This window comes from Shewanella sp. 1311, from assembly GCF_059338235.1.
Genome location: NZ_CM181686.1, coordinates 2,918,599 through 2,943,953 on the forward strand (window position 1 = coordinate 2,918,599; position 25,355 = coordinate 2,943,953).

26 protein-coding genes, 1 tRNA gene and 1 rRNA gene are annotated in these 25,355 nt (G+C 47.6%); 15 read left to right on the forward strand and 13 right to left on the reverse strand.

From position 1 onward, the window contains the following. Window positions 1-67: 67 nt before the first annotated feature. Together rrf and AC5YB3_RS13105 are read left to right on the forward strand one after the other, a co-directional pair. Window positions 68-183: ribosomal RNA gene (rrf, locus tag AC5YB3_RS13100) — 5S ribosomal RNA — on the forward strand. A 36-nt stretch (window positions 184-219) separates the two neighbouring features. Continuing rightward, window positions 220-296 (forward strand) — tRNA-Asp (locus AC5YB3_RS13105). A gap of 376 nt (window positions 297-672) precedes the next feature. Here the strand turns inward: AC5YB3_RS13105 and AC5YB3_RS13110 are convergent. Then, the gene (locus tag AC5YB3_RS13110) at window positions 673-1,689 is read right to left on the reverse strand and encodes an IS110-like element ISSba19 family transposase (RefSeq protein WP_494525472.1); all 1,017 of its coding nucleotides are present in this window, start codon (window positions 1,687-1,689) and stop codon (window positions 673-675) included. 484 nt (window positions 1,690-2,173) lie between these two features. On the opposite strand from AC5YB3_RS13110, the gene AC5YB3_RS13115 reads away from it, so the two are divergent. Beyond that, window positions 2,174-2,686: a DUF1993 domain-containing protein gene (locus AC5YB3_RS13115; RefSeq protein WP_006079714.1), complete on the forward strand. Its 513-nt coding sequence runs from the start codon at window positions 2,174-2,176 to the stop codon at window positions 2,684-2,686. A 411-nt stretch (window positions 2,687-3,097) separates the two neighbouring features. Beyond that, entirely contained in the window at window positions 3,098-3,295 is a 198-nt protein-coding gene (locus tag AC5YB3_RS13120; RefSeq protein WP_006079715.1) for a hypothetical protein, read from the forward strand. 105 nt (window positions 3,296-3,400) lie between these two features. Here AC5YB3_RS13120 and AC5YB3_RS13125 read toward each other — a convergent pair whose 3' ends face one another. The 7 genes from AC5YB3_RS13125 to AC5YB3_RS13155 all read right to left on the reverse strand — a co-directional run bounded on the left by AC5YB3_RS13125 (window position 3,401) and on the right by AC5YB3_RS13155 (window position 7,981). Continuing rightward, complete coding sequence (locus AC5YB3_RS13125; RefSeq protein ID WP_494525473.1) at window positions 3,401-3,868, reverse strand: GNAT family N-acetyltransferase; 468 nt, start codon at window positions 3,866-3,868, stop codon at window positions 3,401-3,403. A gap of 131 nt (window positions 3,869-3,999) precedes the next feature. Then, on the reverse strand, window positions 4,000-5,316 hold the full coding sequence (locus AC5YB3_RS13130; RefSeq protein WP_494525474.1) for a sensor histidine kinase: 1,317 nt from the start codon (window positions 5,314-5,316) through the stop codon (window positions 4,000-4,002). A gap of 5 nt (window positions 5,317-5,321) precedes the next feature. Then, window positions 5,322-5,981, reverse strand: a complete 660-nt coding sequence (locus tag AC5YB3_RS13135) for a winged helix-turn-helix domain-containing protein (RefSeq protein WP_012586486.1) — start codon at window positions 5,979-5,981, stop codon at window positions 5,322-5,324. Further along, complete coding sequence (locus AC5YB3_RS13140; protein ID WP_011845502.1) at window positions 5,981-6,247, reverse strand: PepSY domain-containing protein; 267 nt, start codon at window positions 6,245-6,247, stop codon at window positions 5,981-5,983. Before AC5YB3_RS13140 ends, AC5YB3_RS13135 begins: the two co-directional genes overlap by 1 nt. Next, window positions 6,240-6,803: a diheme cytochrome c gene (locus AC5YB3_RS13145; RefSeq protein WP_011845503.1), complete on the reverse strand. Its 564-nt coding sequence runs from the start codon at window positions 6,801-6,803 to the stop codon at window positions 6,240-6,242. Before AC5YB3_RS13145 ends, AC5YB3_RS13140 begins: the two co-directional genes overlap by 8 nt. Window positions 6,804-6,893: 90 nt before the next feature. Further along, window positions 6,894-7,340, reverse strand: a complete 447-nt coding sequence (locus AC5YB3_RS13150) for a DUF1924 domain-containing protein (RefSeq protein WP_259578684.1) — start codon at window positions 7,338-7,340, stop codon at window positions 6,894-6,896. A gap of 53 nt (window positions 7,341-7,393) precedes the next feature. Then, complete coding sequence (locus AC5YB3_RS13155; RefSeq protein WP_011845505.1) at window positions 7,394-7,981, reverse strand: cytochrome b/b6 domain-containing protein; 588 nt, start codon at window positions 7,979-7,981, stop codon at window positions 7,394-7,396. A gap of 219 nt (window positions 7,982-8,200) precedes the next feature. Here AC5YB3_RS13155 and AC5YB3_RS13160 point away from each other — a divergent pair, with 219 nt between their 5' ends. Together AC5YB3_RS13160 and AC5YB3_RS13165 are read left to right on the forward strand one after the other, a co-directional pair. Continuing rightward, complete coding sequence (locus AC5YB3_RS13160) at window positions 8,201-8,671, forward strand: ribosomal maturation YjgA family protein (RefSeq protein ID WP_494525475.1); 471 nt, start codon at window positions 8,201-8,203, stop codon at window positions 8,669-8,671. 68 nt (window positions 8,672-8,739) lie between these two features. Then, the gene (locus tag AC5YB3_RS13165; protein ID WP_494525476.1) at window positions 8,740-9,252 is read left to right on the forward strand and encodes a hypothetical protein; all 513 of its coding nucleotides are present in this window, start codon (window positions 8,740-8,742) and stop codon (window positions 9,250-9,252) included. On the opposite strand, the gene AC5YB3_RS13170 is transcribed toward AC5YB3_RS13165, so the two are convergent. Continuing rightward, window positions 9,238-10,161, reverse strand: a complete 924-nt coding sequence (locus tag AC5YB3_RS13170) for a LysR family transcriptional regulator (RefSeq protein WP_494525477.1) — start codon at window positions 10,159-10,161, stop codon at window positions 9,238-9,240. The two genes, AC5YB3_RS13165 and AC5YB3_RS13170, sit on opposite strands and share 15 nt — an antisense overlap. 138 nt (window positions 10,162-10,299) lie before the next feature. Between AC5YB3_RS13170 and AC5YB3_RS13175 the strand changes: the two genes are divergently transcribed. Continuing rightward, complete coding sequence (locus AC5YB3_RS13175; RefSeq protein ID WP_413491300.1) at window positions 10,300-11,061, forward strand: SDR family NAD(P)-dependent oxidoreductase; 762 nt, start codon at window positions 10,300-10,302, stop codon at window positions 11,059-11,061. 227 nt (window positions 11,062-11,288) lie between these two features. Here the strand turns inward: AC5YB3_RS13175 and exaC are convergent, their stop codons facing one another. Next, window positions 11,289-12,809 (reverse strand): acetaldehyde dehydrogenase ExaC, encoded by a 1,521-nt coding sequence (exaC, locus tag AC5YB3_RS13180; RefSeq protein ID WP_006079725.1) that lies wholly within the window; start codon window positions 12,807-12,809, stop codon window positions 11,289-11,291. 261 nt (window positions 12,810-13,070) lie between these two features. Between exaC and AC5YB3_RS13185 the strand changes: the two genes are divergently transcribed. The 4 genes from AC5YB3_RS13185 (at window position 13,071) to acuI (ending at window position 18,629) form a co-directional block, all read left to right on the forward strand. Beyond that, entirely contained in the window at window positions 13,071-14,972 is a 1,902-nt protein-coding gene (locus AC5YB3_RS13185; RefSeq protein ID WP_494525478.1) for a sigma-54-dependent Fis family transcriptional regulator, read from the forward strand. Window positions 14,973-15,254: 282 nt separating this feature from the next. Then, complete coding sequence (gene katE1 / locus AC5YB3_RS13190; protein WP_494525479.1) at window positions 15,255-16,775, forward strand: catalase KatE1; 1,521 nt, start codon at window positions 15,255-15,257, stop codon at window positions 16,773-16,775. 177 nt (window positions 16,776-16,952) lie between these two features. Continuing rightward, window positions 16,953-17,471, forward strand: a complete 519-nt coding sequence (locus AC5YB3_RS13195) for an ankyrin repeat domain-containing protein (protein ID WP_494525480.1) — start codon at window positions 16,953-16,955, stop codon at window positions 17,469-17,471. Between the two features lie 177 nt (window positions 17,472-17,648). After that, window positions 17,649-18,629, forward strand: coding sequence for an acrylyl-CoA reductase (NADPH) (gene acuI, locus AC5YB3_RS13200; protein WP_494525481.1), 981 nt, complete (start codon window positions 17,649-17,651; stop codon window positions 18,627-18,629). A 96-nt stretch (window positions 18,630-18,725) separates the two neighbouring features. On the opposite strand, the gene AC5YB3_RS13205 is transcribed toward acuI, so the two are convergent. Then, window positions 18,726-20,075, reverse strand: coding sequence for an ATP-binding protein (locus AC5YB3_RS13205; protein WP_283631165.1), 1,350 nt, complete (start codon window positions 20,073-20,075; stop codon window positions 18,726-18,728). Between the two features lie 14 nt (window positions 20,076-20,089). Continuing rightward, a complete protein-coding gene (locus tag AC5YB3_RS13210; RefSeq protein WP_006079731.1) occupies window positions 20,090-20,776 on the reverse strand; it encodes a response regulator in 687 nt (228 codons plus the stop codon). Between the two features lie 293 nt (window positions 20,777-21,069). On the opposite strand from AC5YB3_RS13210, the gene AC5YB3_RS13215 reads away from it, so the two are divergent. The 4 genes from AC5YB3_RS13215 (at window position 21,070) to AC5YB3_RS13230 (ending at window position 23,768) form a co-directional block, all read left to right on the forward strand. After that, on the forward strand, window positions 21,070-21,594 hold the full coding sequence (locus AC5YB3_RS13215) for a Spy/CpxP family protein refolding chaperone (protein ID WP_494525482.1): 525 nt from the start codon (window positions 21,070-21,072) through the stop codon (window positions 21,592-21,594). A gap of 51 nt (window positions 21,595-21,645) precedes the next feature. Further along, a complete protein-coding gene (gene fieF / locus AC5YB3_RS13220) occupies window positions 21,646-22,536 on the forward strand; it encodes a cation efflux pump FieF (RefSeq protein ID WP_126490959.1) in 891 nt (296 codons plus the stop codon). A gap of 14 nt (window positions 22,537-22,550) precedes the next feature. Continuing rightward, on the forward strand, window positions 22,551-23,003 hold the full coding sequence (locus AC5YB3_RS13225; protein WP_311906655.1) for a hypothetical protein: 453 nt from the start codon (window positions 22,551-22,553) through the stop codon (window positions 23,001-23,003). A 207-nt stretch (window positions 23,004-23,210) separates the two neighbouring features. Next, on the forward strand, window positions 23,211-23,768 hold the full coding sequence (locus AC5YB3_RS13230) for a porin family protein (RefSeq protein WP_259529740.1): 558 nt from the start codon (window positions 23,211-23,213) through the stop codon (window positions 23,766-23,768). Window positions 23,769-23,904: 136 nt separating this feature from the next. Here AC5YB3_RS13230 and glnG read toward each other — a convergent pair whose 3' ends face one another. Then, a complete protein-coding gene (gene glnG / locus AC5YB3_RS13235) occupies window positions 23,905-25,317 on the reverse strand; it encodes a nitrogen regulation protein NR(I) (protein ID WP_494525483.1) in 1,413 nt (470 codons plus the stop codon). Between the last annotated feature and the right edge of the window lie 38 nt (window positions 25,318-25,355).

The following is a 25,355-nucleotide window of genomic DNA, read 5'->3' on the forward strand; positions in this document are numbered from 1 at the left end:
AGCAAATCAGCTTTCCGAATTATTATTAACGTGGTCCAGCGATGGACACGGTAATAAACAGAATTTGCTTGGTGACAATAGCCTTGTGGAACCACCTGATCCCATCCCGAACTCAGAAGTGAAACGCAAACGCGCCGATGGTAGTGTGGGGTCTCCCCATGTGAGAGTAGGTCATCGCCAAGCGCCTAATTTAGGTTAACGTGCAAACGTTAGACTAAAGGAGCGGTAGTTCAGTTGGTTAGAATACCGGCCTGTCACGCCGGGGGTCGCGGGTTCGAGTCCCGTCCGCTCCGCCAACATTTCGATAAGCCCTAACAGCAATGTTAGGGCTTTTTCGTATCTGGAATTTATCTATTTCAATCGTCGCGGAACAGCATCCCTGCTTAACAGCCCTGCTCGGCATATATGGACCCATCCGGTTTGCAAGACATTCGATAGCGATTTTGAGAAGAGTTCATTGCACCCATATATCCGGCCTGTTATTGAGGTATGCCTCTGGCCCTGATGGATATCTGCTTCTACTGTCCTTATCATCCTTGCGGCTTCATTATGAGCCTATGCCGAGCTAAGGTTTTCGGTAGATCAGTCTGACTGTCTCATCATCAATTCAAGTGTCTTAGCAACTTGCTGGTTGGTTGGTTAATTATTAACGTTTATTGAATCTATTCAGCACTATACTGGAAGTCGATATTCTTCGTCATGCGCCGCGATAACCCATGCCATTCTCGCGAGTTTATTGGCGACGGCTACACAGGCTCGGTTAAAACCTCGGCGTTCTGCTAACTGGATTGCCCAGCAGCTAAATTTATCCTGTTTATGACAACTGTGTTGCAACACGGCTCTGGCGCCGTGGATGAACAGGGTGCGTAAATACGCATTTCCCCGTTTGCTTATCCCAAGGAGGTTATCTTTACCTCCACTGCTGTGTTGCTTGGGAACTAAGCCACACCAAGCTGAAAAGTGCCTGCCATTAGTGAAGTCTTTACCGTCACCTGCGGCGGCATAAAAGGCGGTAGCGGTGACTGGACCAATACCTGGGATAGTTTCTAAACGCTGGCAAATCACATTGTTCTTAGTTTCAGTGAGCACTTGAACGTCACAACCCTTAAGCCGTTTTTCTATATCACTAAACTCTTCATATAACTGATAAAAAATGGCCCGACCTTTGGTGGTTAGCGCATTGGTTTCATCCGCTAAAATATCTGGGAACTGTACTTTAAAAGCCGATTTACTCTTGGCTATCACGATGCCGTATTCCGCTAACATCCCTCTGACTTGATTGATTAAGGCGGTTGATTGTTTAGTTAATCGTTCGCGCATGCGGTGGAGCAGTTGCACATCTTGCTGCTCAACGCTTTTGGGTTTTACAAACCGCATACTGGGTCGCTGCGCAGCTTCAGCGATGGCTAAGGCATCGTTGTAGTCATTTTTATTACCTTGCCGAAAAGGCACCACAAATTGAGGTGCGATTAGCTTGACGTTATGGCCCAACAGCTCAAATTCTCTGGCCCAATAATTTGCCCCACTACAGGCTTCCATCACAATCAGACACGGCTCAATTTGAGCAAGAAAGGGAAGTAAGTCTTTGCGTCTAAGCATTTTCTTTTTAATTAACTTGCCAGCTTTATCGACACCAACAGCATGAAAAACAGACTTTGCGATATCTAAACCAATTGTAGTAATCTTCATAAGTGGACCCGTCCTCTTTCTGATGAGTTTTAGCGACTACATCGTGGCCCATTGCGAGGCCGATTAAAAGTGGATGGGTCCATTCCATTATCCATGCCTCTCCTTCATGAGCTTATCGCTGCGCGATATTTCACCCGCCATCATAAAGATGAAAGCCTCTACAGCAATGTAGAGGCTTTTTCCGTTGTGGAGAAATTAACATTATTGGTGATATCTCAAGCTGTTATTCGTTCAATTGTCCAAATTTTGTACCGTCTATTACTGTTTTTCTGATTGAATATTAACCTTCTTTCGCTTGATAAATACTCTGCCTCACAAGATTTCACCTGTTTCTTGTTATTTTTAGCTGCTTAATAGGGCTTATTTAGGTGTGTTTATTGTTAAGCAAATACTTAAATTCCAAGAATGATTGAAATTGAGTTATTTGCCCCAAGATAGTCTTAAGTGCTGCAGTTTTGTAGCGTCCATCACTGAGGTCAATGCCATGCTTTATGATTTAACGGTTGTACAATTTAGCAAGATGCTGAAAAATTTAAGCGTTATTCTTGAAAAGGGCGAATGCTTCGCAAACCTCAAGAAAGTCGATATGGCGGTGCTATTAAACTCACGTTTAGCGCCGGATCAATTTAACCTTATTCGCCAAGTTCAGATTGCCTGCGATACTGCCAAAATTGGCGTGGCACGTTTGACCGATAACTTAGATACAGTGCCAAAGCACGACGATAGCGAAACGACTTTAACTGAATTACAAGCTCGTATTAGCTCTGTATTAGATTACTTAGCGACGTTCAAAGCGGATGATTTTGCTAATGCGGCCACGATCCATGTCTCACAACCGCGTTGGGAAGGAAAATATCTTACGGGTTATGAGTTTGCTATTGAGCATGCGATTCCGAACATTTACTTCCATGTAACAACAGCCTACGCGATTTTGCGCCACAACGGTGTTGAAATTGGCAAGAAAGATTACCTTGGAGCTATGCCATATAAGTCGTAAATCTAGGCTAGATGTAGTACTGTTGCGCAGCCTAATTGTTGCGCAGCAGCGCTTTGCCGCTCGAGCTTACCAACCTTTCTGCATTACCACCTGTTCTTTCTCTACCTATGTTATGCCGCTTTGTCGCTGGAAATTTAGGGCTCGTTAGGGTTCTGTTACACCGATGAAGTCAATCAATACTCAGTTTTTCATTTCGACCTTACGTCTCGATTATTTTTATCCTGTTAGCATGTGATTGAATTTTGTTGGCTTAGGTAAATGATATGAGCCGTAAGTTTATGAGTCGCCAAATTATCTATTACTTAAATAGTGAATGGCGAATTGACTCATTATAAAGATGACCTGTTTGTTCGTTTTGAGCAGGGATTTACTGGAAGAGCCTATTTAAGGTTCTAATTAAAGGAGTTAGCTATGTCTATCGAATCTCAAGCCGTCGAGAGTCCAACGGATGCAACGACAACTAAGAGCAAGAAAGCAAAAAAAGCCGCCATTACTAGTGGTTTGCGCCTCAAAGACAAGTTGACCCAAGACACTCGCCGCCGAATTGAAATTCTGCACGAGCAACGCCAACTATCCAATCGTTTCGGCGTGGATATAGAAATTGACTAAAGCCATTGGCTTGTCGCTAAGTATTGGATATCACATCTAGATATTTAGCCAGCATGTACAGCTTCACGACGCCCGTCGTGGGGCTTGCTCACTCTCCTTAAACATTCACTTCTTAAATTCATATTCCATTATCGTGACCATCTCGCCCATATAATCTTCCCGTGAAATCTTTGACCAACCAAGCGTTTGATAAAATTCTGCTTTGTCTGCGGTAAACAAATAGATTTTTTGTAATCCGAGTGCTTTGGCATAATCAACGACGGCATTGACTAATAATTTCCCTAAGCCTTTATTTCGATAGTGTGGATTAACATACACATTGGCCAGCCAAGGGCTTAAGTCGGTTCGGGTATCCATATCTGCTGCGGTTAATGAGGAGGAGCCCATGACTTGGTTAGCGTCTTCACAGATAAACATCTTAGGAATGGCAGCGTCGGTGAGGTACTCGCTCATCTGCTCAATGAGTGTGGTGACTGTGGCGTCCGCGGAACTTAAATGTGCCCATTCTTGATGATGCCATTGTGCCAGCAGTGGAATGTACTGCGGGGCCGATTTTAGGTCGATAACTTTCATATAAATCTCTGACGTGTGTTATGCAAAGGGCCTAATGGTGCGACATTATGGCGCGAATACTTAAGTCCGTTCGCTGGTCTACATTATGTGGCGGCAGGTTTGATTGAGCATGGTTTGGCTGAGTATACCGCTTAACTCGGGATCGGCAGAAATACGCTGGCTTCGAGTCCACCTTGTTGCGCGTGGCTAAAGCTGAGTTCGCCCTGATAACTGTCGACGATATCTTTACAGATTGATAATCCTAAGCCATGGCCTTGGATGCTTTCATCTAGCCGAATGCCGCGCTCGATGATAATCGACAGTGCGGCATCAGAGACGCCTTCTCCATCATCGCTGACTATGATCCCATAACCTGCGTTGGGAGCCGTTTGATGCACTATACGGATCTCAATGTTCTTGCGGCTATGTTTGCAGGCGTTATCCAGTAAATTGCCTAAGAGTTCGAGTAAGTCATCGCGGTCAAATGGCATCACTAAGCCACTCGCGTAATGGCTATGAATAATGCGGTCTGGGTAGATGCGCTGCATCACTTGAATCAGCGGCGCGAGGTCGTCATCGAGCACGGTATAACGCCCCGGAGTGGACAGGCCGACAATCTTAGTGCGCTTAAGCTCTCTCTCAATGATGTGGTGCAGGTTTGCGAGCACCTTGCTGCCCTCACTCCTCTGTTCTGGTGGAAGGCTTTCTAGGTAGGACTGCAGCCCTTGTAGCGGACGTTTCATTTCGTGGGCTAAGTTACCCAAGGCATTACGGGAGCGTTGTACTCTTTGGCCCAATTGATTGACTAAACGATCTATCTCTTCAATCAGCGGGATGATTTCGCTCGGCATTTGGTCTGGATTAATTTCTTGCCCTTGGGTGCGCATCTGCCGTATGGCTTCAGGCATCTGCTCTAAGGGTTTAAAGCCGCGTTTCAGTAGCTGATACTGTGCCAGTAATAGAATAACAATCGTGAGCAACACGGCCGCGCTAGCAAAGGCTAAAAACTGTACTTGAGTTTGTTCGAGCTCGCTGATGTCTTCTGTCACCCACAGGGTAACTAATTGATCATCTTTGATTACGGCCTGACTGAACATCAGCCAATGTTCTTTGCCGACAAACTCAGTGGCTTGGTGGTGCTCACCGGCGATCAGTTTTGGCATGTTCACGTTATGGTCGAATAGGGAGCGTGAGCGCAGGGTTTGCTCGCCGATTTGAATCGCAAAATAATGCCCAGAATTAACTCTGTGGTACACATTGGGCAAGCGGTCGGTGGTGAGCGCCCAGGTGCCATCGGGATTGTTATTCAGGGCGGAGATCAGGCTGTCGGCATCGTGTTGCAATCGCGAGGCAACAAAGTCTTGGGTTAATATTTGGATACCTTGGTACAGAAAATACAGTAACAGTACCATGGCAAAGGTGAGCGTGATCAGCAGATTGCGCGTCAGATAACCCTTGAGTGAATACACGCCTTTTACTCCTTGAGTCGATAACCTTGGCCGCGGCGGGTTTCGATATAATCCTTGCCTAAGCGTTGGCGCAGGCGGTTGACGTACACTTCGATGACATTGCTGTCTTTGATTTGATCTTCTTCGTAAATGCGTTCACTGAGCTCTGACTTAGAGACGATTTTGCTGGGGTTGACCATTAAATAATGCAGTAGGCGATATTCAATCTTAGTCAACTCTATCACTTCACCGTCGACATTGGTGACGGCTTGTTTGTCGACATCGAGGGAAACGCCCGCATGTTGCAACACATTGTCGGCGCGGCCAAAGTGGCGGCGGATCAACACTTCGAGCCTTGCGAGTAGTTCTTCAATATGAAAAGGCTTGCCGAGGTAATCATCGGCACCCGCCTTGAGGCCATCGACCCGCTCATGCCACGCATCACGAGCGGTGAGGATCAGCACTGGCATGGCTAAGCCTTTTTGTCGCCATTGGCCGAGGACGTGTAAACCGGGTTTGCCGGGTAAACCGAGATCGAGGATCACGGCTTCGAAGTTTTCTTCTTCGCCTAAAAAGGCACCGTCGATACCGTTATCGGCGTGTTCGACGGTATAACCCGCCTTGTTAAGGGCGGGGATGAGGCGCGCGACCAGATCGGTATCATCTTCAATCAATAGCAAACGCATCAGTCGACCTTTTCCTTTAGCCACTCGCCGGTTTTGGCGTCAATCTTGATTTCATACACTATGCCATCGTCACGGAGGATTTCGAGCTCGTAGATGATCCTGCCATGTTTTTGCTCGACTTCGAGATCGAGCAACCGTCCCTTTAGCCGTGATTCATAGCGTTGCATTATGGTGTCGAAGGGCAAAACCTTGCCCTCCTTAACCCACTCGACCACCTTGTTTGAAAGATCATCGTCGTGGGCATCGCAGCTGGGGCTGCTAATCATCCCAACGGCCAAAGCCAGGAATATTAACGGTATCTTCATCGAATATGCCCTTTTCTGCGAGGTTGTGACAATTGCTGCATTGACTGAATGAGCCGACTTTGGGGTTATCTTGCACCATACGTCTTGGGATCTCATCGTGTTTGCGAATAAAAAATGCCTGTTCTGTGATCTTCTGCGGCCCAGCGCCTGCAAGCAGTGGCGTGCTGTTTTTCATCACCTTACCATTTTGCGCCGCATGTTGAACCAGATATTCCTCAATTCTAGCAGTGACTTGAGGATCTAGGCTGGCGTTGTCGCCAAAGTGATTCTCAAGATTTGCGGTAATGGCGCGCCACTTGTCGGCGGGGAGTAAGTTCGCGGGGTAAGCCATGTGGCAGCTGCCACATTCTGCCGTATATTCCGCATTTTGTGGAATGGCGCGGCTAAGCCCACGGCCATCGTCCGCATAGCCTGTGCCGGTTAAGGTTAGGCTGACACCGATAACGCCAATGGCTAATGCCGCAGCTGTGAGTGATGAACCTAAGAACCAGCTAATAGGGTGTGCTTGTTTAGTCATGACATCTTCCTTTTTGTGCCGTTACCTTCTGTGGAAGGTATTGAAATTAATTGATCTAATTGAATGAGCTATAAGGTCGAAATTTGGCGGTTATTGCAGGCTTAACCAGAGTAAGGCATCGCCTTTTTCCTGTGGCGTGCAGTCGCGTTTAAAGGTCCAGTTACAGTTACGGGTAAACCATTTCTCGATTTTGGCTGAGTCGGTTAACCGATCTGCGGTAATCGACGGCGCCATAGGGTCAATGGGTTTACGGGTATTTTGGTGCATCCCCATGTCGGTGACTTTGGCGGTATGGCAACTGGCGCAGCTGCGACCGTCCATGTCCTGTAGCCAAAGCTTTTGTCCTGCGGCGGCGGTAAAGGGTCCTGCGCCTTGGGCTTGATAACTTTGCAGCTGCGTGCCAATACGCTCGGCGCTCAGTGGCAGGCTTTGCACTTTACTGTTGGCGGCGCTAACGCTGAGGCTAGTCAGCAGCAAGGTGGAAATCGCGACGATAGCAAGGCGACTTTTATTCGTGTGTCTGGTGAATCTGTTCATAGGGCATTCCTTTTGGGCTGGATGTCTTGTTGCTAAGCAAAATGGCTAATGGATTAATCTTCTTGTTCCACTGGGCGTTGTTTCTTGCCCGTGACCATGGCTCTGACTAAATTTTCTTTGTGTAACAGGCTGCTGACGATGACGCCGCCAACATGGATGACCACAAGGAACACGGTGAAGTTGGCAAAGAATTCATGGACTTCTTTTATGGCGCCTTCGGGCCAAGTGGCGAAAAAGCTCGTGGCTAATGGGCCGTGTCCGTCGGTGGCGTATAGAGCCATGCCTGAGAATCCCGTGATGGCGATGCTGGCAATCAAGGCCACTATCATCATTGCTCCAGCGGGGTTATGGCCTATGTAGTCTTTGGCTTTGCCTGTGATGAGCCCTTTGAGGTACACCAGCACTTCTTTAGGGCGAGTGATAAAGTTGCTAAAGCGCGCATTGTGGGTACCAATCACGCCCCACAGCAGACGAAACACCAGTAAAATTAAGATGCTATAACCTGCGTAACTGTGGATGGTCATCCACTCGTCTTCGCCTTCAGTGAGGTAGGCTAAGGTGAAAAAGCCGACGAGAGACCAATGGAATATGCGGATCAACAGGTCCCAGACTTTGATGGTTTGCAGTGTGTTTGATGACATGGTGTGACGCTCCTAAGTTGGTTTAGGTGTAGGCTACTTAACCCAAACTTAAACCTCGCTTAAATTTTGAGGCGCGAACATTCATTGAGTTGATGGGGTTAAGTGGCGCGCTTGCCTGGGTGACGAGTCTTAAATGTCAACGAAACTCGCTTGTTAACCTCTTGGTATTACGGTAAATTCTGCCACCTCAACCGAGTGAAGTTAGGGACTAACTTATCTATGTCTACCGCCGTTATTCGCGCTTTCATCAGCCGCAATCCGAGTCGTAAATCCTTTTTTATTTATGCCGTTTTATTATTTTTGACTGAAGTCTTAATCGCTTTATATGCGCCTGCGGGTTTTATTCGTGGTTTTGTGGGCGATGTATTGGTAGTGATCTTGCTGTTTTGCATGGCGCGGGCTGTCGCTCCAGTCACTCATACCCATCCGGTAGAAAATACCGCAGCAAAAAACACCGGCGATGGCATTAAGCACTTATTTCAAACTCCTTGGCTGGCGTTTGCGGTATTGCTGTTTGCCTTTGCTATCGAGTTTGGCCAGTATTGGGGTTTAGTCGACAAGCTAGGCTTGGGCGGAAATCGCTTGGCGCGGATAGTGATAGGTAGCCATTTTGATCCACTCGATCTCGTGGCATATTTTGTCGGTTACTTGATCTTATTGGGCTGTTATTGGAAAAGCCGCCAGTCCTAGTGATTTGAATCCGCAAGAGCCGCGTGACATGTGTTTTCGCGGACAGGCGAGATAAGTGGGGTAAGGGGATGCAGCCGATAACGGCGTTTTCATTGCTAACAGCACGTACCGATGGACTTGAGCTTAATCCACTGCAAATGCCTTTGTATTTCAATGGCCAACATACTCATGCCTTTATTGCAGGCTTAGTGATTGAAGGCCAATATCGCTGCGTTTTACCCAATAAAACCTTAGGGTATTTGGTCATTACTTCTTTTGATTGTCCCTTCGAAGAATCAACCGAGTTTAGCCTGCTTGATGAAGCGTTTAAGCTCATTGCGACGACATCTTTGGCGCAAATGTATGATTCGTTTTTACTGCACTCACACTGGCCCATAGCCGATAACCGCTTGCGACTGCACTATTACGGTCAGTTTGTGCTGGATTTAGTCATTACTGCGGGCAGCTTTTGGTTAACGGCGCGGCCGAAACTTAAGCTGATTGAAGTTGTTAATCCCCAAAGCGATCCGCAAACGGCCGCCGCTATGGCCGAATTGGCTCAGCGTTTAGCGGCCATCGAAAAGTCACTAATGTGGGACTAAAAATGGCGTCATCTGCTGATTTAACCATGCCATAAAGACTTGCAGGCGTTTAGATAGGTGCCGCCTGTGGGGATACTGCAAGCTTACAGGCATAGGTGGCGCGGGGTAATTTGGCAGGATCTCGACCAACTCTCCAGTGTGTAAATACTTCGCCACCCCTATGCTAGGGACTTGAATGATCCCCAGCCCCGCCAAGCAGGCTGAGCTATAGGCATCGGCATTATTTACCGTAATCAATTTAGGCAGTTGGATAGTTAGGTTCGCTTGATGAGTGTGGGGATCTTGATATTCAAAGCCTGAGTCAGTGCCGCCTAATTGGCTTACGTAGTGGACGAGTTTGTGGTTGTGTTGGGTCAAATCTTCAAGGCTTTCGGGTTTACCGTATTTGGCAATATAGGCTGGGCTGACACAGTTCAGCATCTTAAAATGCCCCAGTTTTTTCGCTATTAATCCTTCTTGCTGCACACTGCCGACCCTAATCACACAGTCGAACCCTTCGGCAATGACATCCACCTTACGATCTGTGCTGCTCAGTTCAAGCTCGATATGCGGATATTGCTCAATAAATTCAGCCAGTTTAGGGAGCACTAAGTTGCGGGCAATGCCCGTCGACATATCGACTCTGAGCCGCCCAGATACTTGCTCGGCTTGCAGTTGGAACAGGCTTTCTAATTCTTGAAATTCCGCCAGTAAACTTTTACAGCGCTCATAACAACTCTGGCCATCTTGGGTTAAGCGTACCGTCCGCGTGGTGCGTTGCAACAAGCGCGCACCCAGAAATGTTTCGAACTGCGCCACCACATTCGACACATGGGTTTTCGATAGGCCTAAGCTGACGCTCGCTTGGGTAAAGCTTTGTAATTCAGCGACCCGCATAAAAATTTGCATGGCTTGCAGTCGATCTTGCACGGCGATTGTCCTTTATTGGCTAACAGTCTTAGCATTTATAGTGTGTTTATCTCGTTAATTGCAAGTAATAAGCTGTGTGCAGTTAATTAGGCCTCAAGGCTTAGGTTTCACTTCCAGCGACGATTATAAGGACTGACCATGAACACGACTCCAATTGCACTAATCACTGGCGCTAGCCGCGGTTTAGGTAAAAACACTGCCCTGAAATTAGCGGCGCAGGGGATAGATATTATCCTGACCTATCAAACGAATGCTGCAGCGGCCGCTGAAGTGGTCGCCGAGATTGAATGGCTGGGACGCAAAGCGGTAGCGCTGCCGCTGGATGTGAGCGATAGCGGCTCATTTGCCGAGTTTGCCACCCAAGTGAGCACTGTATTAGCTCATACTTGGCAGCGGGAGTCGTTTAACTATTTGATTAACAATGCAGGTATCGGGATTCATGTGCCTATGGCGGAAACCAGTATCGAACAGTTCGATACCTTGATGAACATCCACGTCAAAGGACCGTTCTTTTTGACTCAAACCTTATTGCCGCAGCTGATGGATGGGGGAAGCATTGTCAATATTTCCACCGGCTTGACGCGCTTTGCGATTCCCGGATTTGGCGCGTATGCCACTATGAAGGGCGCGGTCGAAACTATGACTAAGTATTGGGCGAAGGAGTTAGGCCCGAGGGGTATTCGGGTCAATGTGCTTGCCCCTGGGGCGATTGAAACAGATTTTGGCGGCGGTGCTGTACGGGATAATGAACAGATGAATCAGTTTTTAGCGCAGCAAACTGCGTTAGGACGTGTGGGCTTGCCGGATGATATCGGCGGCGCGATTAGTGCCTTGCTATCGCCAGCGGCCGCTTGGATTAATGCCCAGCGTATCGAAGCCTCAGGTGGTATGTTTCTGTAAGTTTTTTGTGTAAACATCTGATTTATTAATATGTGAGGCAGAAACAAAGAAAGGGCGAGTCGCCCTTTCTTATTTATGTGATTGCTGTGCAGCAATCACTGCGAATGCACCATCTTCAACAACGCTTAGCTGCAACCGCTAAGAACAAATGCTAAGAACAACCGCTGTAGCAGGTTAGAGACGTCCTTTATAGAAAGTATCTTAGATAAATCTCCTAACAAAGCTCCTTAGAAGAAACCCAGTGGATTTACATCGTAACTTACCAAGAGATTCTTCGTATTTTGATAATGGTTGAGCATCATCTTATGGGTTTCGCGGCCAATACCGGATTTTTTGTAACCACCAAAAGCAGCATGGGCAGGATAGGCGTGGTAACAGTTAATCCACACGCGGCCTGCTTGAATGCCGCGCCCCATACGTTGGGCCGTGTTCATATCCCGCGTCCACACACCAGCGCCTAAGCCGTACTCAGTATCGTTAGCGATCGCTAGGGCTTCGGCTTCATCTTTGAAAGTGGTGACCGAAATCACAGGGCCGAAGATCTCCTCTTGGAAGATACGCATCTTATTGTGGCCTTTCATAATGGTTGGGCTGATGTAGTAGCCTTCGCTTTGGCCGCCATCGAGTTGGCAAAGTGTGCCGCCCAGTAGCACTTCTGCACCTTCAGCCTTACCTATGGCTAAGTAACTTAAGATCTTATCGAACTGTTCTTTGGAGGCTTGAGCCCCCACTTGAGTGTCGGTATCTAAGGGATCGCCTTGCTTAATGGTTTGGGCGCGGGCGAGCACTTTTTCGATGAAGCGATCGAAAATCGACTCTTGGACTAGCACCCGTGACGGGCAAGTACAGACTTCACCTTGGTTAAAGAAGGCCAGCAACATACCTTCGACGGCTTTATTTAAATATTCGTCTTCATGGTCCATTACATCGGCAAAAAATACGTTCGGCGACTTACCGCCAAGCTCAACAGTTGATGGGATTAAGGATTCGGCGGCGCATTTTAAAATGTGATAACCAATTTCTGTAGAGCCCGTAAACGCAAGCTTAGCAATGCGTTTGCTGGTGGCCAGAGCTTGTCCCGCCTCCGCGCCAAAGCCGTTGACTACGTTAAGAATGCCCGCGGGTAATAGGTCTTCAATCAGCTCAAGTAATACAAGAATCGATACTGGTGTTTGCTCCGCAGGCTTGAGTACCACACAGTTACCCGCCGCTAGCGCTGGGGCGATTTTCCATGCTGCCATCAAGAGCGGGAAGTTCCAAGGAATGATCTGGCCGACTACGCCTAAAGGTTCTGGGAAGTGATAGCTGACTGTGTTGCCGTCGATATCGGCGGCGCTGCCTTCCTGTGCGCGGATACAACCGGCAAAGTAGCGGAAGTGATCGACAAATAAGGGCAAGTCGGCGTTTAAGGTTTCACGCACCGCTTTACCGTTTTCCCAGGTTTCGGCGACGGCTAAATATTCGAGATTTTGTTCGACCCGATCGGCAATGCGCAGTAACAGGTTTGAGCGTTCGGTGACTGAAGTTTTACCCCATGCTTCTTTGGCTGCGTGGGCTGCATCTAACGCTAATTCAATATCTTGTGCATCGGATCGCGGGATTTGGCAAAAGTTTTGGCCATTCACGGGTGAGCGATTGTCGAAGTATTTGCCATTGACTGGGGCGACCCATTTACCGCCGATGAAGTTGGCGTATTTTTCTTTGAAGTTAACGATTGCGCCTGCGGTTCCGGGTTGAGCATAAATCATAGAATCATTCCTTCTTGTTGATTAGCTTAGTGTTCTCTTATGCAACACCTAAGGCCTGCATACTAAGGGTGCATCGCAAGGAGAGTGCCAAACTGGCAAGAGTTGTACACTTGTTGCGCTAACAGTATGATGAAAAGCTAATTTTGCAGATTTGAAACAGTGTGGGCACTCAGGGAGAGAGGTGTGTCCTGTGGTCACTTTGTCATCGAATGGCACACTGCAACTGTGCCGAAACGGAACACAGCTCGGGGGAGCACGGCTATGGCAGTTAAACCGCATTTACCATCGACACAGGCGTGGTTGGCCGATTCGTGGCAGCGCAGCATTGGCGCTGGCTTGTCAGAATTTCAGTTACCCCAAGAGCTTAGGCTCGACGCCAGCGAACTAAAGCAGAAACATGAGCAATATCAAATGCTCATTGCATTAGTGCAATCCCATGCTTTGCCCTTGTTCAATCAGTTGATGGCGCATTCTAATAGCCGACTCTTGCTCTCCGATGCCGAGGGTTATGTGCTTAGGCACTGGGGCGTGAGCCGCTACTCCACAAAATTGGCGGACGTGGCTTTGGATATCGGGGTGAATTGGCTCGAGCAGCACAAAGGCACCAATGCGATAGGGACGGCGCTCACCGCCAAACAAGCTGTATCTGTGGTGGGTGAGCAGCATTTTATTCGCCAGAATCGTTTTATGAGTTGCACTGCCTGCCCAATATTTTCCCCCCAAGGTGAGATGCTCGGGGTGATAGATATCACCAGCGAGCAGCAAAGACACACACAGCAGACGCTGATGTTAGTGTCGAGTTTGGCGCAGCAGGTCGAGACCGCGCTCTTGTGTCACTTGCCCGATAGCCGTTATCGAATCGATTTAGCGGCGCAGCCAAATTTACTGAATTCGGGTTGGCAGGGCATAGTGATTGCCGATAGTGATGGTCGCATTGTGGGGTGCAATCCCATGGCGAAACAATTGCTTAGTCATGCCAAGGTTGGCGATGCCGTCGAGCAGTACTTAGGCGATAATTGGAGCCGTGCGGGTGGCTTTAATCAGCATTTAGACTTGCATCTACTGACTCAGCCCTTAAATATTCCCAGCATCAAGAGTCGGGTAGCGACTAGTAATAAATCGCTTAATCAACTGGGCGTGCGGTTTCGCGACCCTCAACTTGAGCGCGCATGGCAACATGCCAATAAGGTGATCACCAAGCAAATTCCGCTGTTAGTGCTCGGTGAAACCGGCGTAGGTAAAGAGCAGTTTGTTAAAAAACTCCACGCCCAGAGCGCGCGTCGCACCGAGCATTTAGTGGCGGTGAACTGCGCGGCATTGCCTGCCGAGTTAGTCGAATCTGAACTCTTTGGTTATCAGGCGGGCGCTTTTACTGGAGCGAACCGTACGGGATTTATCGGCAAGATTCGCCAAGCCCACGGCGGTTTTTTGTTTTTAGATGAAATTGGCGAAATGCCGCTGGCAGCCCAGAGTCGTTTACTTAGGGTATTGCAAGAGCGCGAAGTGGTGCCCGTAGGCAGTAATCAAAGTTTTAAAGTTGATATTCAAATCATTGCCGCGACCCATATGGATTTGGAGCAACAAGTGGCGCAGGGGCTGTTTCGGCAGGATTTATTCTATCGATTGAATGGTCTGCAAGTACGTTTACCTGCGCTGCGTGAGCGGCAGGATATCGAGCGTATTATCCATAAATTGCATCGTAAACATCGTATCGCCGCGCAGGATATCTGCCCAGAACTGTTAGGGAAAATGATGCAATACGACTGGCCGGGGAATTTGCGTGAGCTGGATAACCTCATGCAAGTCGCTTGCTTGATGGCAGAAGGGGACAATACCCTCAATTGGCAACATTTACCCGATTATCTGGCGGCCAAACTCACATGCGAGCTGTTAAAAGGAGACCTGTTACAAGCTGCATCTTTATGTGAAGAATTTAAAGAGGTAAGTGGTCAACCTTCTGCATCACCCCTGCAAAGTGGTAAGTTCGCTGTGGAGCCGAATGTCACAAAGGTTCAATCGGATTCCCTAAATGAGGCGATTTATAGCAATGTGCTGCAGGCATACCAAGCCTGTAATGGCAATGTGAGCCAATGCGCTAAGCGTTTAGGGATCAGCCGTAATGCCTTGTACCGGCGATTAAAACAGATGGGGATTAAGGATTAATGCTAGCTTACGGCTCTTGTTGTGAAGCTCAATCAATTGCTAAATATCTCTTAATCACCCCACGTTTATCCACTTCGCAATAGACTAAAACCGAGAGGTTTTAGTCCACAATCTCTAGCTTCAGTATCTGACAATGGGACTTTTTGTTGTTGCCAATTTATGTCTAATAGGTTTTATTGATTCATATAATCGATAAAGATCGCTCCTTCTAATTACAAATTCAGAACTATACTGCGGGCAGGCAGAAAAGAGCTTGGCGTTATGCATAGAAGAGGAACTGTTATGCATCTTACTAAAAGCCTTTTAATTATTTCTATGGGTCTGACATTGAATGTACAGGCTCAAACTTTACCAACAAATACCCTGACACGTGACAATGGTGCACCTGTGGGTGATAACCAAAACTCGACCACCGCGGGCAGTAATGGCAGCGTGTTATTGCAAGATGTACAGCTTATCCAGAAGCTACAACGCTTTGCCCGTGAACGTATTCCTGAGCGTGTCGTCCACGCCAGAGGCACTGGTGTACATGGTGAGTTTGTATCGAGTGGCGATTTTAGTAACCTAACCCAAGCGGCACCCTTTGCACAAAAAGGTAAAGTGACGCCCGTATTTGTGCGCTTTTCTACCGTGATCCACTCGAAAGGTTCGCCAGAAACGCTGCGTGATCCCCGAGGGTTTGCGACCAAATTTTATTCGGACCAAGGTAACTGGGACTTAGTGGGTAATAACTTACCCGTATTCTTCATTCGCGATGCGATCAAGTTTCCTGACATGGTGCATTCACTCAAACCATCGCCAGTGACCAATATGCAAGATCCGAATCGTTTCTTCGATTTTTTCAGTCACGAAGCGGGTTCAACCCATATGTTGACTCAGGTTTACAGTAACTTAGGTGTACCTGCCAGTTATCGTGAAATGGACGGTTTCGGTGTGCATGCGTACAAATTTGTGAATCGAGATAACCAAGTTAAATACGTGAAATTTAACTGGAAGAGTCTGCAAGGTGTTAAAGGCTTACGTCCCGATGAAGTGGTTAAAGTCCAAGGGCAAAACTTTAACCATTTAACTGATGATCTTTATAGTGAGATCAACAAGGGTAACTATCCTAAGTGGGATCTGTACGTTCAATTACTCGACCCGACTGAGCTTAATAAGTTTGATTACAACCCGTTAGACGCCACTAAGGTGTGGCTAGATGTGCCAGAACAAAAAGTGGGCACTATGACGCTGAACCGCATGCCTGCAAACTTCTTCCAAGAGACGGAGCAAGCGGCATTTGCGCCATCGAATTTGATCCCAGGGATTGAGCCGTCGGAAGACAGATTACTGCAAGGCCGTATGTTCTCCTACGCCGATACTCAGCTGTATCGACTCGGCGCGAATTTGTCGCAATTGCCGATTAATAAACCCTTAGTGGCGGTGGCAAACCACAACCAAGAAGGCGCGGGCAATATGGGGCATACCCAGTCCGATGTGAATTATCAACCGAGCGTACATTTAGCCTTGGCCGAAGATAATCGTTATCGTGCGGTAACGACTGCGCTCAGTGGCACAGTGCAACAAACGGCTATTAGCAAGCAGGATAACTTTAGCCAAGCGGGTGTTTTTTACCGCAGCTTGAGCAAGCAAGATAGAGCAGATCTGATCACTAACTTGGCCGGTGACTTAGGTAAAGTGAACGATACCAATGTGAAACATCAGATGCTCAGTCACTTTTATCGTGCAGATCCAGAGTTTGGTGAGCGTTTAACCAAGGCCGTAAAGGGTGATTTGGCTGACGTTAAACAACGTTCAATCTGATTTTGTTATTTTTAGGACTGTTTTGGTCGCAGAGATTTGCGCATTAACTGTCTGAACCCAGTAAGTCCCGCAAGACGTAAACAAGCTCTTTTCTGCCCAGTTTAAGAGGGCGTCTTGCGGGCATTTCGTCACGTCTCATTGTTTAAATCTCTATTTTAGCTGTGCTGGGAGCCATTTATGAAACACACTATTGCTATCTTATTATTGATTATTGTGGCCCTGAGTATGTCGGTGGCAATGGGGGCGGGTTCGCTTCAAGCGCCATTGGTTACATCCACAACTGTCAGTCAAACGGACGAGCCCGATACCGCACAAGTACAATTGCTGGTGGACTACTTTTTTGCTGCAGCGCGTACCGGCGATATCACAGTGCTTGAGCATTTTCTCGATGCAGGCTTCCCTATTGATCAGAGAAATAGTCAAACCTATACCGCGCTAATGGTGGCGGCTTATAACGGCCAAGAGGTTGCAACGGATTTATTGCTTGAGCATGGTGCTAATGCTTGTTTGCAAGATAAGCGTGGTAATACGGCAATGATGGGCGCTGTGATTAAGGCCGAATTCAATATTGTAAAGCGGCTATACGCGAAAGAATGCGATGCGAGCCTAACGAATAATGCCGGAATGACCTTGACTGAGTTTGCCCGCTACTGGGGTCAAAGTGGCGCTTTACAGCAGGCGAGTTTAAAGCAATAAAGACGCTAGATCTTGCCATCTCTTGCGCTCGATCACTTTTGGTCATTATCTTTAATCTGTTTAGATCTCAGCATTTACTATTAGCAACAAGTCTGCTTGTTAATGATGTCTATGCCTTTTATGGTAACTTTTTGAATATCGTTTAATACGATTTTCATGGCCTTCGGAGAGCAATTTATGTTTGATGCCTTACTACTGACGCAAGAAGATAAACACACGTTTGCTCAAGTTTCACAGATCACAGAAGCTGATTTACCAGAAGGGGAAGTCTTAGTTGAGGTTGCCTATTCCTCGCTGAATTATAAAGATGGTTTAGCTGTGACGGGTGCTGGCAAAATCATTCGCCAGTTTCCTATGGTGCCAGGCATTGATTTTGCGGGCGTAGTGCGCGAATCGACTGATGCAAGATACCAAGTCGGCGATCAGGTTATTTTGACCGGCTGGGGCGTAGGCGAAAATCACTGGGGTGGTATGGCGCAAAAAGCGCGCGTTAACGCCGACTGGCTGGTGCTTATGCCGCAAGGTTGTGATGCCGCTAAAGCCATGATGATAGGCACGGCTGGGCTTACGGCGATGTTGTGCGTGCAAGCGCTGCAGCAGGCTGGGATAACACCGCAAAGTGGGGATATTCTGGTCACAGGTGCCAGTGGTGGTGTGGGGTCGGTGGCGGTGACTTTGCTCGCCAATGCTGGCTATCGTGTGGTCGCCTGCAGTGGTCGGGTTGAACAGAATGCACCTTTACTGCGGGAGCTTGGCGCCGCAGAAGTGATTGATCGCAGTGAGCTTGAACAAGATGCTAAGCCGCTTGAGGCGCAGCGCTGGGCGGGTGTGGTCGATACCGTTGGCAACAAGATCCTCGCTAAAGCATTGGCGCAAATGCAATACGGTGGCGCCGCCGCTATTTGTGGTTTAGCGGGCGGTTTTGCATTACCGACAACCGTTATGCCATTTATTTTACGGGGTGTGAGTTTACTGGGAATCGACTCTGTTTCTTGTCCATTTGAGAAACGAAAAGCTGCGTGGGAAGCTGTGATTAAAGCACTACCTGCACATTTCTATCAGCAAGCTTGTCAGCAGATCTCATTGGCAGAGATTCCTGATTTCGCGAATAAAATTATCCAAGGCCAAGTCACAGGGCGTGTATTAGTTAAGCTGTAATCTAGCTTCTAATACTTTAAAGCGATGGCAACACTGAGGTGTTGCCATCTACGACTATGCCATCCGTTTTACCAAGTTTACTTGTCTTCATATCGGCTATTTCGGCAGTGTGATCGTCACTTCAAGACCGGTTGGTATACGGTTCTCGGCTTTAATCTTACCTTTGTGGGCGGTAATCGCCGCTTCAGTGATTGCCAGTCCGAGTCCCCAGCCACCGCTTTCTCTTTGTCTTGCCGAGTCTGGGCGGTAGAAAGGTTTAAAGATGGCATCGAGTTCAGCGGCATCTATGCCTGGACCATCGTCTTTTATCGTGATTTGTACTTGGTCAGCCGTCGCGCTTGCGTGCAGGTGAATGTCGCTTGCGGCGTAGCGAATTGCATTACGCAGCAGATTTTCAATCGCACGGGAAAGTGATTTAGGAAAGTGTGCTAACTCAATTTCTTCATCGATATCGATGGTAATGCTTTTACCTTGCTGTTCGGCTTCAAATTCAGCATCGTCCAATACTTGGCTCAGTGATTCGGCCAAGCCTAAATGCACCTTAGTTTCGTTAGTGCTGAGCTTGACCCGCGAGAGTTCTAACAATTCACTGATAAGCTTTTCGAGTTGCTCGGCTTCATAACCTATGCGTTCCGTTTCGGCGGTTTGTTGACCTTTTTTACGGGCGAGGGCGAGGGATAATTGTAGGCGCGTCAATGGGGTACGTAGTTCATGTGAAATATCCCCCATGAGCCGCTGCTGATTATTCACCATAGCTTCGATGGAGTCGGCCATGCTGTTAAAAGCCGTGGCAAGCTGACCAATTTCGTCGTTGCGTTGAGTGGTGGACTTATCGACACGGTTACTTAAGTCGCCTTCTGCGAGGGCATTGGCACTTTTTTTAAGTGAATTTAACGCCTTACCTAGATGCCAAGCGAGCAGGCCACATAATAATCCCGACAGGAAAATTGCTAGGCTTAAAGTTAATAACTTATTTTCGGCGAAGAAGAAAAACCAAGGCCGCGGATGGTTATCCGGCAGACGGCCGTAGAGTGAATACGTCTCGGCGCCCAGATTGAATTGAAAGGGGCCAAACACCAGCTCATCTTTAAACTGATGGCTAATAGGTTGTTTTTCTTCATCGGCCATCAACATAAAGCTGCGCACACCGCGACTCACTCTGTGGGTGTTGACGACTTGGCCTTGGCTGTTAACGAGATAAACCCGTAGCGGCTTGCCTTCCATGTCTCTGTGCCTTTCCCAGCGACGAAGAAAGTCGGATTCCAGTAAGGCAGGATTTTCTTGAATGCGCTGCGCTATGGTCGATAGAACCTTTTCAAGGTGAGGTGGCAGCGGCGCACGGTCGTGACTCTGCTGCAGCAATGGCAACAGACCGACCAAGGCAATGATCAGCGAGCTGCAGAGCCAGAATCCGAGCAATAATTTGATAAATAAACGATTAGGCACAGTCGATACCGCCGTTATGGAAGCCAAATATAACCTTTGCCACGGATGGTTTTCACCCTTGGCCGCCCATCGCTACGCTCGGGGAGTTTTTTACGTAGATTCGATAAATGCATGTCTAAGCTGCGATCGAAGGGCATGAGTTTTTTGCCGAGCACTTTTTCGTTTAACTCTTCCTTGTTCATCAACTCGCCAGCGTGCAGTGCTAGGGTGTGCAGCAGAGTGAATTCAGTGCCTGTGAGTATGATTAATTGCTCATTACAGTAAGCTTCTTGGCGCGATGGATCTAAGCGCAGATCGCCAAACTCTTGGGCGGGCGCGGCATGGATTTCTTGGGTTGTTAAGTTCGAGCGACGAATAATGGCGCGGATACGGGCGATTAACTCTCTGTCATTAAAAGGCTTTGGCAGATAATCATCGGCGCCGATTTCAAGCCCGACTACGCGATCGATTTCATCGCCGCGAGCGGTCAGCATTAATACAGGCGTTTGCTTGTGTTGGCGCAGTGCACGCAGGACTTCGAAGCCGTTCAATTTAGGCAGCATGACATCGAGTAAGATCAGATCGTAATCCGCACTCAGTGCCAGATCTAAACCTTGTTTACCGTCGTAGGCCAAGGTTAATTGAAACCCTTCTAACTCGAGCAGTTGCCCTAGTAGCTCCGATAAACCCAGATCGTCATCGATTAATAATATCCGACTCATACTGTTCCTTAATCTCTGTAATGTGGCCTTGCGTGCCCGTTTACACAGGCACTTTTAGCGCTTTGGCTGAGTATACCTGTTTTGATGTCAATTGCTGTGTAGCAATGTAAGCCAAAGTAAAGAATAGAGAATCAGCCGTTTGCTGTTGCAACTTTACAGTGATTTACTCAGGCAACGTCCTCACTTACATATAGGGGTTTAGACTGGAAGGGTCGAAAGTGACTCGGCTTAAAAGGGTCGTCACTGTGTCTTATTACTTGCAATATTAAAGTTGAACCACTGAGGTTAACACTATGAAAACATTATCACCTTTGAAAGCGAGCCTGTTTGCAATTCTAGCGAGTTCTGCGGTTTTCGCGACGACAGTCAATGCTGAACCTATGGACGGTGGCTGTGATTTCTCCCGTTCTGAATTCCATAAAGGCGACCGCATGATGGGCGATCGTATGGAACATGGCGGCCGACATATGGATCATGGCGGCATGCATGGTATGTTTGAAGGGCTGGATTTAACGGATGCTCAAAAGGCTGACATCAAAAAGTTATTTGCCGATCAGAAAGCTGCGCGAGCCGATAGCCGCCCAACGAAAGAACAGCGTTTGGCCCATCGCACTGAGATGCAGGCTTTGATGACGGCACCTAATTTTGATGAAGTACAAGCCAAGGCACTGATGAGCGCGCAGCAAGAACAGCGTCAAGCTCAAGCCATTGAACGCATGAAGTTACATAATCAAATATACAATCTGTTGACGCCAGAGCAGCAAGCTAAGTTTAAAGCGCGATTTGAAGCACAAGCTGGTAAAGAACCTCGCGGTTAAGTGTCTTAGCTGATATACAATAGGGTCATAGCTTCCCAATATAGATCCCTTATGACTCAGACTTCCCAATACGATTTTTGGGTCAAACTGGCTAGCCGCGCTTCCGTGGCTACCGCTTTGATCCTTATTCTTATCAAGATGTTCGCTTGGCTTTATTCCGGCTCTGCCAGTATGTTGGCATCTTTGACGGATTCCTTTGCCGATGCACTCGCTTCCATCATCAACTTTATTGCAATTCGTTACGCGCTTGTGCCGCCGGATCATGACCACAGATATGGCCATGGTAAGGCTGAGCCGTTAGCGTCTTTAGCGCAATCCGCTTTTATTATGGGCTCCGCGTTCCTGTTACTTTTCTATGGTGGCGAGCGGTTATTAACGCCCGTTCCCGTCGAAAATGCCACCATAGGTGTGGTGGTTTCCGTTATCGCGATTATTATGACGTTAGCCTTAGTGACGTTGCAAAAACGCGCATTAGCAGCGACAAAAAGCACTGTGGTCGAAGCCGATTCACTGCATTATAAGTCGGACTTATTCCTCAATGGCGCGGTACTGTTAGCACTCGTCCTAGCCCAGTATGGTTGGTGGTGGGCTGACGGCTTGTTTGCGGTAATGATTGCATTCTATATTGGTCATCAAGCCTTTGGCTTGGGCTATCGCTCAATTCAAGCTTTGCTAGATAGGGAGTTAGACGAAGAAACTCGCCAGCAAATCACGCAAATCGCAATGGAAGATCCACGGGTACAAGGTCTGCATGACTTGCGTACTCGTCAGGCTGGCAAAACTGTTTTTATCCAATTCCATTTAGAGCTTGATGGCAATCTGAGTTTGAATGAAGCCCACAGTATTGCCGATACGACAGGGATAAGGGTCAAGGCCGCCTTTGAAGATGCCGAGGTGATTATTCACCAAGACCCAGTCAAACCTGAAGTCAACGAAACATAAAGTAAGGGCAAGCGATGGCATGGATGCAGAAGCAAGGTCACAGATGGGATCATTCCACTCGATTGATATGTCGCTATCAGAGGCTATCGACTCGCTTTGAGTTGATAGTCGAATCTGAGATTCGTGATGTGAACGTTCCTGCAGATGCGGATATTACGGTTTCAACTCAAGCGCAGTCCTCGAGAGTGAACCAAGCAGATAGTACAGTCACTCCTGTGATTGCGGGGGCTTGGAGTCAGTTAGTCCTGCGTAAACATCTTTATTACCTACCGCAGAAAATTGATTTTGAAATATCTAACCAAACTTATCGAGTCCATATCTGGCCATTATTCCTTTGGCGCACCCGTATTATTTGTCTAGCGACTGGCCGAGTTGTCGTATCCGAATGTTTAGATGTCAGACGGCGTCGTTCCCTCATCCGTTGGTTATATGCTAGTTTTATAGGATTGTTGCGGGTGCTAAGTTAACATCGTTAATTGTTTCAATTTTAAAAAAATACTTACAGTAAGCATGGTTTTGCTACATAGCGAATAACTAAAACTTCCATTTTTCGACTCAAGCTGAATCAATGCTGTATGGTTTGTATTTTGATAATTTAAACCATGACACTTCTTAATTGCTTATTGTAATATCCGCGCTGTCTAATACTTACGTTAAATCATTAGGGAAATATGATGAACAAGTTATCAATTGTTGCTATCTCTTTACTATCAGCATTCGCGGCTACTCAAGTATCTGCTGCAACCGACACGACAGGATTTTATGTGGGTGGCGCATTAAATAGAGTCACAGCAGATACTTTTGGTGGTTCAGAAACCGGTACTGGTGTAGGCGTATACGGTGGCTATAACTTCAATGAGTGGTTTGGTTTAGAAGCTAACCTGTTCGCCACTGGCGACTTAGGCGATAAGGATGTTGATGTTAGCGCTGGCGCATTAAGCTTCACACCTAAATTTACTGCACAAATCAATGATATTTTCTCTGCCTATGCCAAAGTGGGTATCGCTTCTATGGCTGTGAATGTTGATGGCTATGGTTACGATGAAGACTTTACTGGTTTTGGTTGGACTTACGGTGTAGGCGTTAATGCCGCCGTAACAGAACACTTAAATATCCGTGTAAGCTATGATGTCACTACGGGCGATTTAGATGCAGACCGTAGCTATTTAGGATTAAAAGATATAGACACCGATATTAAGCAATTCGCTGTTGGTGTGCATTATCAATTCTAATTTTTTGATTTGGCATATTTAATTAATGCCAATGAAAAGAATTTCAAATAAAAAGGGATATGAAAATATCCCTTTTACTTTTTTATGATTAATAAGCTTGTATCGCTATAGCGAATAATAACGTTATTTTATTTACTCAATCCATCGACAGTTCTTTGAGTTTTCGCGTTAAGGTATTTCGTCCCCAGCCTAAACGTTTCGCCGCTTCCTGTTTATGGCCTTGAGTATGGCGCAGCGCAGTTTCTAGCAGTATGCGTTCGAAAGCGGGTTGTACCTCAGCTAATAGATCGCTGTTTCCTTCCGAGAGTTTTTGATCTATCCACTCAGTCAGTGCCGATTGCCAATCTTGGCTGCCTTTCGCCGTGTGGGTGACACTCACAGGATCTTTCAGTAATTCTGGCGGTAAATCTTGGGGTAAAATTTCTTGCCCCGATGCCATAACGGTTAACCAGCGGCAGGTGTTTTCGAGTTGTCTGACATTACCGGGCCAAGGTAATTGGGATAGTTTTACCGCGGTCTCCTTGGTCATGATCTTAGTTTCCACGCCAATTTCCTTCGCTGCCGAGGCGAGGAAATGGGTGGCGAGTTGGGGAATGTCTTCCCGTCTTTGTGACAGTGGCGGTAAGTGCACGCGGATCACGTTGAGGCGATGGAATAAGTCTTCCCTAAAGCCGCCTTTTTGCACTAATAATTCAAGATCTTGGTGGGTCGCCGCTATGATACGCACATCCACTTGCACTGCATTATGACCACCGACGCGATAGAACTGACCGTCGGCAAGCACTCTGAGTAATCGTGTTTGTACATCTAGCGGCATGTCGCCTATTTCATCTAAAAAGAGCGTGCCGCCGTTAGCTTGTTCGAAGCGACCTTGGCGCACATTGGCTGCGCCAGTGAAGGCACCTTTTTCGTGGCCGAATAGCTCCGATTCGATCAAATCCTTAGGGATCGCAGCCATGTTCAGCGCGATAAATGGCTTATCTTTACGTGGGCTGTGTTTGTGTAACGCGCCTGCCACGAGCTCTTTACCTGTCCCAGATTGGCCATTAATCAGCACGCTGATGGATGATCGTGAAAGCCTGCCTATGGCGCGAAACACTTCCTGCATCGCTGGCGCTTCACCTATGATTTCGGGTGTTTTGACTTGGGCTTCCTGCGCGGGTGCTGGGCTCTGTTCAGTGGCATGGGTGAGTGCGCGCTCGACCAGAGAGATCGCCTCATCGATGTCGAAGGGTTTAGGCAGATACTCAAATGCGCCCGCTTGATAGGCACTGACTGCGCTGTCTAAGTCCGAGTGGGCTGTCATAATGATCACGGGAATATGGGGGTAATGCACCTGCAATCGTTCGAGCAGGCTTAAACCGTCTGTGCCTGGCATACGGATGTCCGACACTATCACGTGCGGTTGCGATATTTCTAAGGCCTGCCACAGGGATTCGGCGGCGGCAAAGCTGGCGGTACTGAGCTTGGCACCTTGAAGTGCCTTTTCGAGTACCCAACGTATCGAGCTGTCATCGTCGAGGATCCACACTTGTTCACTAATTCGCATCTTGCTTCCTCATACGGTATGGGTAGGTACTGTCGAAA